Below are 12,958 nucleotides of genomic sequence, written 5' to 3' on the forward strand. Positions count from 1 at the left end.
TCTTACCACATTCGTGACGAATCGGGGTTCTCGCGCCTCCAAAGGGCACATTCGTCACGAATCGGCGCGAGCGACGGGCGGGCGGGCGGGAGCGGAGCGGAGGCGGAGGGAGCGGCGGGTAGAATCGTCGGGTGAAAGTTCTGGCGGCGATGAGCGGGGGAGTCGACTCCGCGGTTGCGGCGGCGCGCGCCGTCGAGGCGGGGCACGACGTGGTGGGAGTGCACCTCGCACTGTCGCGCATGCCCGGCACGCTGCGCACCGGGAGCCGCGGCTGCTGCACGATCGAGGACTCGATGGATGCGCAGCGCGCGGCGAACATCATCGGCATCCCGTACTACGTCTGGGACTTCTCGGAGCGCTTCAAGCTCGACGTGGTCGACGACTTCATCGCTGAGTACTCCGCCGGTCGCACCCCGAACCCGTGCATGCGCTGCAACGAGCGGATCAAGTTCGCGGCCCTCCTCGAGAAGGCCCTCGACCTGGGCTTCGACGCCGTCTGCACCGGTCACTACGCGGCCATCGTGACGGATGAGGACGGCAACCGCGAGCTGCACCGCGCGAGCGCGTGGGCGAAGGACCAGTCGTACGTCCTCGGAGTGCTGACCTCCGAGCAGCTGGCGCACGCGATGTTCCCGCTCGGGGCGACGCCGTCGAAGGCGGAGGTCCGCGCCGAGGCCGCAGCACGCGGCCTGAGCGTGGCGAACAAGCCGGACTCGCACGACATCTGCTTCATCCCCGACGGCGACACCCGCGGCTGGCTCGCCGAGCGCGTCGGCACCGCGACGGGCGACATCGTCGACCGCGAAGGCAACCGCCTCGGCTCGCACGAGGGCGCGCACGCCTACACGGTCGGCCAGCGCAAGGGTCTCAACGTGGGATACCCCTCCCCGGACGGCCGCCCGCGGTTCGTGCTGGAGGTGCGGCCGAAGGAGAACCAGGTCGTCGTCGGTCCGCGCGAGGCGCTCGACATCGCCGAGATCGCCGGCTCCCGCTACACCTGGGCGGGCCTGCCTCCCGAGCATCCCGAGACCGCGTTCGCCTGCGAGGTGCAGATCCGTGCGCACGCCGACCCTGTGCCCGCCGTGGCGCGCGTGGCTGGTGGCGAGCTCGTCGTGCGGCCAGAGGTTCCGCTCAACGGTGTCGCTCCGGGCCAGACGGCCGTCGTCTACGTCGGCACGCGTGTGCTCGGCCAGACCACGATCGACCGCACGGTCTCGGCCGTCCCCGTCTGACACCGCGGCGGCCGGACGCCGACCCGACGTCACGCGACAGCGACCCGCCGCCGGGCCCCGTCCGCGGAATCCCGTCCGCGGAATCCCGCACTGCCGCGCACCCTCCGGGAGCCCTAGTCTCTGGGCATGGCGGCAGCGCGTACCATCCGGCTCCGGCGCGAGGCGTGGGGATTCGCGATCGGCTCGCTGTGCTTCCTGGTCGGCGCCGTCCCGATGTACCAGCGCGCGGTCGGCATCGTGGTCACCGACCTGACCTTCTTCGTCGGCGCGCTGTTCTTCACGGCCGCCGCGCTCATCCAGCTGGCGCTGAGCGGTCGGCGGCCGCCCCGGCGCGGCGGCAGCCGGCCCGATCGCAACGACTGGTGGGCGGCGGCCGTGCAGTTCGTCGGGACGCTGTTCTTCAACGTCAGCACGACGGACGCGCTCATCCTCGCGGTGAACGGCGACGCGCACGTGGGCACCGGTTGGCGCCCGGACGCGCTCGGCTCCATCTGCTTCCTGGTCGCGAGCGGCTTCGCGGTCGCCGCCACCGTGGAGCGCGAGGGGCTGTGGGACTCGTTCGCCCGGACGTGGCGGGCCACCTGGCTGAACCTGGCCGGCTCGGTGCTGTTCGGGCTGTCCGCGATCGGCGCGTACATCCTGCCGTCGACCGGGGATGTGGTGAGCCTGCTCTGGGCCAACCTGGGCACGTTCCTCGGCGCCGCCTGCTTCCTCGTGGCGGCGCTGCTCAGCCGCCGGTCGATCCCGGTCGCGGCAGCGACGGCCTGACACGGCTGGCTGCCGCTGCAGGGCTGGAGGGCTGACGGACCTGGCGGCGTCTGACCGGCCGGCGTCGGAGGTCGCGAATAAGCTGGACCCGTGGCGATCGAGACGACGACCGACGACCAGTCCGCCGATGCGCGGGCCGAGGCGCAGCAGCTGACGACGCGCATCCTCGAGTTGCGCGATGCGTACTACGAGCGCGACACCGTGCTCGTCAGCGACGAGGAGTACGACCGCATGATGCGGCGGCTGGAGGAGCTGGAGCGCCTCCATCCGGAGCTGCAGTCGCAGGACAGCCCGACCCAGACCGTCGGCGGCCGCGCACAGACGACCCTGTTCGCGCCCGTGGAGCACGCCGAGCGGATGCTCAGCCTCGACAACGTCTTCTCCCTCGACGAGTTCGAGGCCTGGGCGGCGCGGGTCGAGCGCGACGCCGGCCGCCGCGTCGACTACCTCTGCGAGCTCAAGATCGACGGGCTCGCCATCAACCTCCGTTACGTCAAGGGCGTGCTCGTCTCCGCGGCCACCCGTGGCGACGGCGTGGTGGGGGAGGACGTGACCGAGAACATCCGCTCGATCCCCGCCATCCCGGCACGCCTCGCGACCGATGATCCGCCGGAGCTCGTCGAGGTGCGCGGCGAGGTCTTCTTCCCGGTCGCCGAGTTCGAAGAGCTGAACGCCCACCAGCAGGAGGCCGGCGAGCGCGTGTTCGCGAACGCCCGCAACGCCGCGAGCGGGTCGCTCCGGCAGAAGGCGGAGGGCAAGAACCGGGCGCAGCTGGAGCTGATGCGCAACCGGCTGCGTCGCCTGCACATGCTCGTCCACGGCATCGGCGCCTGGCAGAATCCGCCGGTGGCCGCGCAGTCCCAGGTCTACGAGCTGCTCCAGAGCTGGGGCCTGCCGACGTCGACGCACTATCGCGTCGTCGACGACGTCGCGAAGGTCGACGAGTTCATCGAGTACTACGGCGCCCACCGCGGCGCCGTCGAGCACGAGATCGACGGCATCGTCATCAAGGTGGACGAGCTGGCCCTCCACGACGAGCTCGGTGCGACCAGCCGCGCCCCGCGCTGGGCGATCGCGTACAAGTACCCGCCGGAGCAGGTCAACACGAAGCTCCTGGACATCGTCGTGAGCGTGGGCCGCACCGGCCGGGCGACGCCCTTCGCGGTGATGGAGAAGGTGCGGGTCGCCGGCTCCGAGGTGCGCCAGGCCACCCTCCACAACCAGGAGGTCGTGAAGGCGAAGGGCGTGCTCATCGGCGACACGGTGGTGCTGCGCAAGGCCGGCGACGTCATCCCCGAGGTGCTCGGCCCGGTGGTCGAGCTGCGCGACGGCTCCGAGCGTGAGTTCGTCATGCCCGAGGACTGCCCGGAGTGCGGCACCCGGCTTGCTCCCGCGAAGGAGGGCGACATCGACCTGCGCTGCCCGAACGCCGAGTTCTGCCCGGCGCAGGTGCGCGGTCGCGTCGAGCACATCGGGTCCCGCGGGGCGCTCGACATCGAGGCTCTGGGCGAGGTTGCTGCTGCGGCACTGACTCAGCCCCGCTTCCCTGAGAAGCCGCCGCTGCCGACCGAGGCGGGACTGTTCGGACTGACGCTCGCCGACCTGTTCCCGATCGAGGTCGTGGTGCGGGATTCGGAGACCGGGCTGCCCAAACTGTCCGATTCGGGGGACGAAAAGGTAGACACTCCGTTCCGCCGTCGCCGGCAGAAGAAGGATGGGCCGCTCGACCCCGAAGCGGACGGCTTCGCAGGGAGCGAGCTGTACGTTCCGTCGAAGAACGCCGTCGAGTTGTTGAGCAATCTCTCGGCGGCGCGCGAGAAGCCGCTGTGGCGCATCCTCGTCGCGCTGAACATCCGGCACGTCGGTCCGGTCGCCGCCCGGGCGCTCGCCAGCCACTTCGGGTCGCTCGACGCGATCCGCTCCGCGTCGCGCGATGAACTCGCCGCGGTGGATGGCGTTGGCGGCATCATCGCCGACGCCGTCCTGGCCTGGTTCGAGGTGGACTGGCACCGGGAGATCGTGGAGCGCTGGGCCGCGGACGGCGTGCAGTTCGCCACGCCGGGCCACCCAGGACCCGGTCGCGCCGACGACACCGGGGGAGTCCTCGCCGGGCTGACCGTGGTGGCCACCGGCTCCCTCGAGGGCTACACGCGGGAGGGCGCCCAGGAGGCGATCATCGCGGCCGGCGGGAAGGCGGCCTCGAGCGTCTCCAAGAAGACCGACTTCGTGGCTGCTGGACCGGGTGCCGGGTCCAAGCTCGCCAAGGCGGAGGAACTCGGCTTGCGCATCCTGGACGCGGCCCAGTTCAAGACGCTCGTCGAGCAGGGTCCGGCGGCTCTCGACGCCTGAGCAGTGCTGAGGAGCCGAAACCCGCCGAAACCGGTCCGTCATCTCGTGGACAGGATCCGAATTCTCCCCCTGAATCGGGGGTAGAACGACCCGCCGTCCGCCACCCATTCATGGGTAGAGTCGAAACGTGCGCTCCCCCGGGCGCACTGCGCAAGGGCTTAGCTCGCTCGCTCTCGGAGGGACCCGGACGGAGTGCTGGTCGGCTTTGCAGCTGTTCTCACTGTTACCTCGGTAGTCTCCGGACTGACCGGGGCCTTCGTGCTGCCTGCGGACATGCCGCAGACGGCATCCGTCTCCGTCGCGGCTCCCGTCTCGGCCGCCACGGCCATTTCGCCCGCATCGTACGCAGCGGCGTCGTACGGGGCGGACGTTCCGACCGCGCCGACCGGCGGGAGCGCCTCCGCGTCGGTGCTCGGCGCCATGGCCGGCATCGACGCCTCCGCCCTCCCGTCCTTCATCGACGCGAATCGCGCCAAGCTGGAGAACCTGCTGAAACAGTCACCGGCGCCCGCCGACGTCAGCCGGATGTGGAAGCTCATCGACCCGGCCAAACAGAAGGTGCTCATCGAGGCCGCCCCTCACGTCATCGGCAACCTGGAGGGGGTGCCCTACGCCGTGCGAGGCCGGGCGAACTCCCTCGACCTCTCGCAGACCGTGTCGCGGGTGACCACCCGGTTGAAGTCCGAGCACGGTCGCACCGAGCGCGTCGCGCTGCAGCGTCAGCTCGAGACGCTCCACAACGTCTCCGCCGCCCTCTCGAAGCACGACGGCGTCCACCGGACGCTCGTCTCGCTCGACCCCTCGGCCGACGCGAAGGCCTCCATCGTCGTCGGCGACCTCAGCACGGCGTCGTACGTCAGCGTGCTGGTCCCGGGGATGTACATGTCGGTGGGCGAGCAGATCGAGGACTGGGCAAAGGTCGCCCAGGAGCAGTACGACCTGCAGACCGGCTTCCTGCGGCGGTTCCTCGGCCCGCGTGGCAACGGCGGGGCGCCGGGGGTCGCGGTGGTCGCCTGGATCGGCTATCAGACCCCGGTGCTCACCAACATCGGTTCCACGGCGCTCGCAACGCAGGGCGCTGACAGCCTGGAGCGCACCCTGGAGGGCATCCGCGCTCTGCGCACCTCCGATCAGCCGTACCTCAGCGTCTTCGCCCACTCCTACGGCTCGACGGCGGCACTGATGGCGCTCGAACGACACTCGGTGACGGTCGACGCGCTCGCACTGATGGGATCGCCGGGGAGCACCGCTCAGTCGGTGGCGGGTCTCTCTGTGACCGGCGGCAACGTCTTCGTGGGGGAGGCCCCCCTCGACCCGGTCGTGGACAGCGCCTTCTTCGGCAGCGACCCCGGCTCTCCCTCGTACGGGGCGAAGAAGATGGGCGTGAGCGGCGCCGTGGACCCGCTCACCGGAGCGGACCTCAGCGGATCCTCCGGCCACAACGCCTACTTCACCGCCGGTACGGAGTGCATGCGCAACCTCTCGATGATCGGCATCGACCGTGGCGACCTGGTGCTCACCGGGGACGGGTCGCCACAGCAGTCGACGCAGGCGGCCGCCGCCCACTGAATCGCGGCTCGTCCCGCACCGGCTGTCGGCGGCGCCGCCCATAATGGAGGGGATGCCACTGGACGACGAGCATTCCCCCGAACCCGCGAATGAGGCGGGTCCCACGGATGAGGCGGGTCCCACGGATGAGGCGGGTCCCACGGATGAGGCGGGTCGACGAGGGTCGAGCCGGCGCGCGTTCCTGAAGAGCGCAGGTCTCGTCGCGGCGGGAGCGGTCGCCGGCGGCGCCGCCGGGGGAGCAGCGGGTGCTGCGCTGGGGGCCAGCGCCGGTCGGAGCGCACCGACCGCGAGTGAATCAGGCGAGGAGTACCCGCCGCTCCCGCCCCGCGCGGGAGGCGCCGGCTTCGACCACCTGGTCGTCCTGATGTACGAGAACCGCTCCTTCGACAACCTGCTCGGCCAGCTGTACGACGCGAAGAATCTCCCGAAGGGCGCGCGCTTCGAGGGCCTGGCGTTCGGCGACCACAGCAATCCGGATCCGGCAGGCGGCCCCGACATCCCGTCGCACATCTACCAAGGCACGACGGACTTCGTCATGCGTCAGCCCTCACCCGATCCCGGCGAGGTCTACCCGCACGTGAACACGCAGCTGTTCGACGTGGTCGACCCGCCCTCCAACGCGGATGCCCGCGTCCGTGAGATGCAGCCTCCCTACAACGCCCCGAAGCCGGGCGCGAAGCCGACCATGCGCGGCTTCGTGCGCGACTACCTGGGAGTGCTGCGCAAGGACACCGGCCGGGAGCCGGCGCTCGACGACTACCGGCGGGTGATGGGAGGCTTCAGCCCGGAGATGCTTCCGGTGTTCTCCACGCTGGCGCGTCAGTTCGCGGTCTACGACGCGTGGCACTGTGCTGTGCCGTCGCAGACGTTCTGCAATCGTTCGTTCTTCCACGCCTCCACCTCGCACGGCTACGTCGACAACGCCGGGGCCGAGGGTCTCGGCAAGTGGTTCGACCCGAAGAACGACGCGCCGACCATCTTCAACCGGCTGCAGGAGGCCGGCCGGAGCTGGCGGGTCTACTTCGACGACCGCCAGCTGATCTCGCTGACCGGCTTCATCCACGCGCCCGCCCTTCAGCCGTACTGGAAGACGCACTTCCGCACGATGACGCAGTTCTACGCCGACGTCGCCGAGGGGACGCTGCCCGACTACGCCTTCGTCGAGCCGCGACTGCTCTACGACCACAACGACATGCACCCGCCAGGCGGACCGATGACCGAGGAGGAGGTCGCCGGCGACGTCGTCGTCGGGGGCGCCATCTCCGACGTACGGGCCGGGGACCTGCTGCTGCACCGCATCTACTCGGCGATCCGGTCGTCGCGCAGCGCGAAGGGCTCGAACGCGTTGAACACGATGCTCCTGGTCACCTTCGACGAGCACGGCGGCACCTACGACCATGTACCGCCCGGGCCGGCGGCGCCGCCGGACGACAGCGGACCGGGCGAGAACGGATTCGGGTTCGACCGCCTGGGCGTCCGCGTCCCCGCGATCGCCATCTCGGCCTACACCGAGCGCTCGACGATCATCCACGACGGGATGCACCACGGCGCGGTCATCGCGACCCTCTGCCGCAAGTTCGGCCTGAAGCACCTGACAGCGCGCGACAGGGGAGCGCGGACGATCGACAACGCCGTGAACCGGTCGACCCCCCGGCAGCCCGGGACCTGGCCGGACACGCACCCGCAGTACCTCCCGGCGAACCCGGAGGCCGACGCCCCGGCCCCGCAGGACGAGGACCGGCCGCTCAGCCCGCCCGGCGTCGGCCTCGCCGGTCTGCTCATCGCCCGCTACGCCCCTCCGGGAACAGCGGTGCCCCGCACGTACAAGGAGGCCTACGAAGCCGTCGCCCGGCTGGGGCGCGGCCTCTTCGGCACGCCCTAGACTCCTCGCCCCGGAGTCCGCGCCCTAGAATCGAAGGGGCGGTTCGCAGTGCGAAGCCCGCCACTCACTCACCGAATCCCACGGAGACCCACCCTTGTCTGAAACCAGCGCAGGCGACATCACCGCCGAACAGGTCGCGCACCTGGCGAACCTCGCCAGGATCGACCTCAGCCCGGAAGAGCTCGAGAGCCTCACGAAGGAGCTCGGCCAGATCGTCGAGTCCGTCGCGAAGGTCCAGGAGGTGGCCGGCCCCGACGTCCCCGCCACCAGCCACCCGCTGCCGCTCACGAACGTGTTCCGCAGCGACGAGGTGCGTCCTTCGCTGACCGTCGAGCAGGCGCTGTCCGGCGCTCCGGCACGCGAGGGCGACCGCTTCAAGGTCGCCACCATCCTGGATGAGGAGTAAGACGAGATGACCGATCTGACCCGTCTCTCCGCCTCGGACCTCGCCACGAAGCTCGCCGCCGGCGAGGTGTCCTCCGTCGAGGCCGTCCGCGCCCACCTCGACCGCATCGAGTCGGTGGATGCCGACGTCCACGCCTTCCTGCACGTCGCCGGTGACGCAGCGCTCCGTACCGCCTCCGACATCGACGGCCGCCGCGCAGCGGGCGAGCCGCTCGGACCGCTCGCCGGCGTGCCGATCGCGATCAAGGACGTCCTCGCCACGCAGGACATGCCCTCCACCTCCGGGTCGAAGATCCTCGAGGGCTGGATCCCGCCGTACGACGCCACCGTCGTCCGCAAGCTCCGCGAGGCGGGCCTGGTGCCGCTCGGCAAGACCAACATGGACGAGTTCGCGATGGGCTCCTCCACCGAGCACTCCGCCTACGGCCCGACCCGGAACCCGTGGGATCTGGAGCGCATCCCCGGCGGCTCCGGCGGCGGTTCGGCCGCTGCCGTGTCCGCTTTCGAGGCGCCGCTCGCCCTCGGCTCCGACACCGGCGGCTCGATCCGCCAGCCCGCGGCCGTCACAGGCTCGGTCGGCGTGAAGCCGACCTACGGCGGCGTCAGCCGGTACGGCGCCATCGCGCTGGCCAGCTCGCTCGACCAGGTCGGCCCGGTCTCCCGCTCGGTGCTCGACGCCGGCCTCCTGCACGACGTGATCGGCGGCCACGACCCGCTCGATTCGACGTCGCTGACCGACACCTGGCCGTCCATGGCGGATGCTGCGCGTGCCGGGCTCCGTGAGGGCGCCCTGGACGGCGTCCGCGTCGGCGTGATCCGCGAGATCGCCGGAGAAGGCTTCCAGGCCGGAGTGAAGCAGCGCTTCGACGAGTCGCTGGCCCTGCTGGAGTCCGCCGGCGCCGAGATCGTCGAGGTCAGCGCGCCGAGCTTCGAGTACGCCGTGTCCGCGTACTACCTGATCCTCCCGGCGGAGGCGTCCAGCAACCTGGCCCGCTTCGACTCGGTGCGGTTCGGCCTCCGTGTCGACCCGTCCGACGCCCCGGTGACCGTCGAGCGCGTCATGGCCGCCACCCGCGACGCGGGCTTCGGGCCCGAGGTCAAGCGTCGCATCATCCTGGGCACCTACGCGCTCAGCGCCGGCTACTACGACGCCTACTACGGCAGCGCGCAGAAGGTGCGCACGCTGATCCAGCGCGATTTCTCGGCGGCGTTCGAGAAGGTGGATGTGCTGGTCAGCCCGAGCGCGCCGACGACCGCGTTCAAGCTGGGCGAGAAGATCGACGACCCGATGGCGATGTACCTCAACGACATCACCACCATCCCGGCCAACCTGGCCGGTGTGCCCGGGATGGGCCTGCCGATCGGCCTCGCCCCGGAGGACGGCCTGCCGGTCGGCCTGCAGCTGATGGCGCCCGCCCGCGCGGACGCCCGCCTCTACACCTTCGGCGCGGCGCTGGAGCGCCTGCTGGAGGAGAAGTGGGGCGGCACGCTGCTCAGCCAGGCGCCGGATCTGAGCGCCACCGAGATGTTCGCAAGCGAAGAGGGAGCCGTCTGATGGCGAAGGCCACTGCCCCGGAACTGATGGATTACGAGAAGGCCCTCGAGCTGTTCGAGCCGGTCCTCGGCTTCGAGGTCCACGTCGAGCTGAACACGAAGACCAAGATGTTCTGCGGCTGCGCCAACGAGTTCGGCTCCGGCGCCAACACGAACACCTGCCCGACCTGCCTCGGCCTCCCGGGCGGAATGCCGCAGGTGAACGAGAAGGCCATCGAGTCCAGCATCCGCCTCGGTCTCGCCCTGGGCTGCGACATCGCGGAGTCGAGCCGCTTCGCCCGGAAGAACTACTTCTACCCGGACCTCGCGAAGGACTTCCAGACCTCCCAGTACGACGAGCCGATCGCCCACGACGGCTCGGTCACGATCGAGCTCGAGAACGGGCGGCAGATCACGGTCGAGATCGAGCGCGCCCACATGGAGGAGGACGCCGGCAAGCTGACGCACGTCGGTGGCGCCACCGGGCGCATCCAGGGCGCCGACTACTCGCTCGTCGACTTCAACCGCGGTGGCGTGCCGCTGGTCGAGATCGTCACCAAGATGATCGAGGGCGCCGAGGCGGACGCTCCGGAGGTCGGCCGCACCTACGTGCGCGCGATCCGCGACATCGTCAAGGCCCTGGGCGTCTCCAACGCCCGCATGGAGGAGGGCAACGTGCGCTGCGACGCGAACGTGTCCCTCCGCCGCCGCGGGTCCGACCAGCTGGGCACCCGCACCGAGACCAAGAACGTCAACTCCCTGCGTTCCATCGAGCGCGCGGTGCGCTACGAGATCCAGCGTCAGGCGGCCATCCTCGAGGCGGGCGGCACGATCGTGCAGGAGACCCGCCACTGGCACGAGGACACGGGCACCACCAGCGCAGGCAGGCCCAAGTCGGACGCCGACGACTACCGCTACTTCCCGGAGCCGGACCTCGTCCCCGTCGCCCCCAGCCGGGAGTGGGTGGAGGAGCTCCGCGGCACCCTGCCGGAGCAGCCGTCCCTCCGCCGCAAGCGCCTGATGGAGGAGTGGGGCATCACCGCGCTCGAGTTCCAGGACGTCGCCAACGCCGACCTGCTCGACGAGGTGGAGGCGACCATCGCCGCGGGTGCCACCCCCGCCGCCGCCCGCAAGTGGTGGACCGGCGAGATCGCCCGACTCGCGAACGCGCAGAACGTGCCGGCAGGCACCCTGGTCAGCCCGCAGCACGTCGCCGAGCTCGCCTCCCTGATCGACGCCGGAACGCTGACGGACCGCCTGGCGCGCCAGGTGCTCGAAGGTGTCATCGCCGGCGAGGGAGGCCCGCAGCAGGTCGTCGACGCCCGCGGCCTCGCTGTCGTCTCCGACGACGGCGCTCTGATCGCCGCCATCGACGACGCGCTGGCCGCCCAGCCGGACGTGCTGGCGAAGATCCGCGACGGCAAGGTCCAGGCCGCCGGTGCGGTCATCGGCGCCGTCATGAAGGCGATGCGCGGTCAGGCCGACGCGGCCCGCGTCCGCGAGCTGGTCCTGGAGCGCGCGAGCGCGACCGCCGAGTAGCGGAGGACATCCATGGGCGTGTTCACTCTCGGCGGCCTCACCTCCGCTCCCGCGTCGTCGCGGACCGACCTGCTCGCTGCGCCGACGCTCGCCGCGCTGGAGGCGCTCGGCTGGCTGGACCAGGTCGGCGTCGTGGAGATCGACCCGGACATCTCGGACACCGCTGCGACCCGCGAGGTGTTCGGACTGGACGCGGCGCACCTGGCGAACTGCGTGGTCGTCGCCGGCAAGCGGGAGGGCGTGGAGCGGATCGCCGCGTGCGTCGTCCTCTCGACGACCCGCGCCGACGTGAACAGCACCGTGAAGCGGCTGCTCGACGTCCGCAAGGCGTCGTTCCTGCCCATGGAGCGCGCGGTCGAGCTGACCGGGATGGAGTACGGCGGCATCACCCCGATCGGGCTGCCCGACCTGTGGCCGGTGCTGGTGGATGCGCGCGTCCCGCAGGCGGAGGTGGTGGTCATCGGGTCCGGCGTCCGTCGGTCCAAGATCCTGCTTCCAGGACGACTGCTCGGCGAGCTCCCGTCCGCCCAGGTCATCGACGGCCTCGGGCTCGAAGCGGTGACAGGATGAGCCGCCGCCGATGACGGGCACCGCCGTCGACCGGGTGCTGACACCGCTCCGCTCCCGCCTGATCGAGACCCTCGCGGGCCGGTCGGACGAGGTCCCGGCGTGGGTGCTGCGGCTGGAGGACGGCGAGGACGAGGGCTTCTTCGCGCCGGACAGCGCCGCGTGGGCGGTGCACGGCGGCATGCCGACGTTGGTCGCCGGGGTGCGCGCCCTGCTGTTGCAGGCGCTCCACCCGGGGGCGCTGGCGGGGGTGCGCGATTTCTCGCGGTTCCTGGAAGATCCGCTGGGCAGGCTGGCCGGCACGATCCAGTGGATCCACACCGTCACCTTCGGCAGCCGCGGCCAGGCGGTCGCCGGCTCGGAGATGGTGCGGTCGCTGCACCGCCGGGTGACGGGCAGCTACATCGACGGACACGGGGTGACCCGCCCGTACTCGGCGAACGACCCCGAGTTGGCGCGGTGGGTGCATCTCGCCTTCACCGACGCCTTCCTGACAGCGCATGAGCACTGGGGAGGCGCCCTTCCGGGAGGCGCGGACGGGTACGTCGCCGAGTGGGCGAAGGCCGGGGAGCTGATGGGCGTCGCGGAGCCGCCGCGGTCCGCCGCCGCCCTGCGAGCGGAGATCGACGCCGTCACCGACGCCGGGGAGCTGCGCGGGGGACCGGAGGTGGAGGAGATCGTCCGCTTCATCCGCCGTGCGCCCCTGCGACGGATGCTGCGGCCGTCGTACCGCATCGTGTTCCGCGCGGCCGTGTCCACGCTGGAGCCGCGCCATCGCGAGCTCCTCGGGCTGCCGTCGACCCCGCTGGAGCGGATGCTGCCCCTCCACGCGGCCACCGGAGCGGTGCTGAGCGGCGCGCGCGTCCTCCTCGGCCCGCAGACCCAGGCCGAGCTCGCTGCTCGCCGCCGCCTCGCCCGGCTCGCCGCCGCCTGACTCGTCGCTCACCTCCCGGCGAGCCCCGATTCGTGACGAATCCGCCCTCACCAGCAGCGTAAGGGCACATTCGTCACGAATGTTACCGGGGCCGATTCGTGACGAATGTGGGGTTTGGGGCGGCGTAAGGGCACATTCGTCACGAATGTGGGATCGCGGAGGCCGTCGAGCGGAGGATGC

Annotated in this window: 10 protein-coding genes; all 10 read left to right on the forward strand. The window is 71.0% G+C overall.

The window, feature by feature from the left end:
• The first annotated feature begins 131 nt into the window (after positions 1-131).
• The 10 genes from mnmA (at position 132) to SB754_RS06290 (ending at position 12,778) form a co-directional block, all read left to right on the forward strand.
• Entirely contained in the window at positions 132-1,232 is a 1,101-nt protein-coding gene (gene mnmA, locus SB754_RS06245; RefSeq protein WP_410781481.1) for a tRNA 2-thiouridine(34) synthase MnmA, read from the forward strand.
• Positions 1,233-1,358: 126 nt separating this feature from the next.
• Positions 1,359-2,000, forward strand: coding sequence for a hypothetical protein (locus tag SB754_RS06250; RefSeq protein ID WP_410781482.1), 642 nt, complete (start codon positions 1,359-1,361; stop codon positions 1,998-2,000).
• Positions 2,001-2,090: 90 nt separating this feature from the next.
• Positions 2,091-4,349, forward strand: a complete 2,259-nt coding sequence (gene ligA / locus SB754_RS06255) for an NAD-dependent DNA ligase LigA (RefSeq protein ID WP_410781483.1) — start codon at positions 2,091-2,093, stop codon at positions 4,347-4,349.
• Between the two features lie 273 nt (positions 4,350-4,622).
• Positions 4,623-5,918: an alpha/beta hydrolase gene (locus SB754_RS06260; RefSeq protein WP_410781484.1), complete on the forward strand. Its 1,296-nt coding sequence runs from the start codon at positions 4,623-4,625 to the stop codon at positions 5,916-5,918.
• Between the two features lie 52 nt (positions 5,919-5,970).
• Positions 5,971-7,800 (forward strand): alkaline phosphatase family protein, encoded by a 1,830-nt coding sequence (locus SB754_RS06265; RefSeq protein WP_410781485.1) that lies wholly within the window; start codon positions 5,971-5,973, stop codon positions 7,798-7,800.
• A gap of 118 nt (positions 7,801-7,918) precedes the next feature.
• A complete protein-coding gene (gene gatC, locus SB754_RS06270; protein ID WP_410783272.1) occupies positions 7,919-8,206 on the forward strand; it encodes an Asp-tRNA(Asn)/Glu-tRNA(Gln) amidotransferase subunit GatC in 288 nt (95 codons plus the stop codon).
• A gap of 6 nt (positions 8,207-8,212) precedes the next feature.
• Positions 8,213-9,760 carry an Asp-tRNA(Asn)/Glu-tRNA(Gln) amidotransferase subunit GatA gene (gatA, locus tag SB754_RS06275; protein WP_410781486.1) on the forward strand — a complete coding sequence of 516 codons (1,548 nt, stop codon included), beginning with the start codon at positions 8,213-8,215 and terminating at the stop codon, positions 9,758-9,760.
• A complete protein-coding gene (gene gatB / locus SB754_RS06280) occupies positions 9,760-11,277 on the forward strand; it encodes an Asp-tRNA(Asn)/Glu-tRNA(Gln) amidotransferase subunit GatB (protein WP_410781487.1) in 1,518 nt (505 codons plus the stop codon). Before gatA ends, gatB begins: the two co-directional genes overlap by 1 nt.
• 12 nt (positions 11,278-11,289) lie before the next feature.
• Positions 11,290-11,847, forward strand: coding sequence for a YbaK/EbsC family protein (locus tag SB754_RS06285; protein WP_410781488.1), 558 nt, complete (start codon positions 11,290-11,292; stop codon positions 11,845-11,847).
• A gap of 10 nt (positions 11,848-11,857) precedes the next feature.
• On the forward strand, positions 11,858-12,778 hold the full coding sequence (locus SB754_RS06290; protein ID WP_410781489.1) for an oxygenase MpaB family protein: 921 nt from the start codon (positions 11,858-11,860) through the stop codon (positions 12,776-12,778).
• Positions 12,779-12,958: the final 180 nt, after the last annotated feature.

It is taken from the genome of Leifsonia sp. SIMBA_070 (genome assembly GCF_046534635.1).
Classification (GTDB): Bacteria; Actinomycetota; Actinomycetes; order Actinomycetales; family Microbacteriaceae; genus Leifsonia.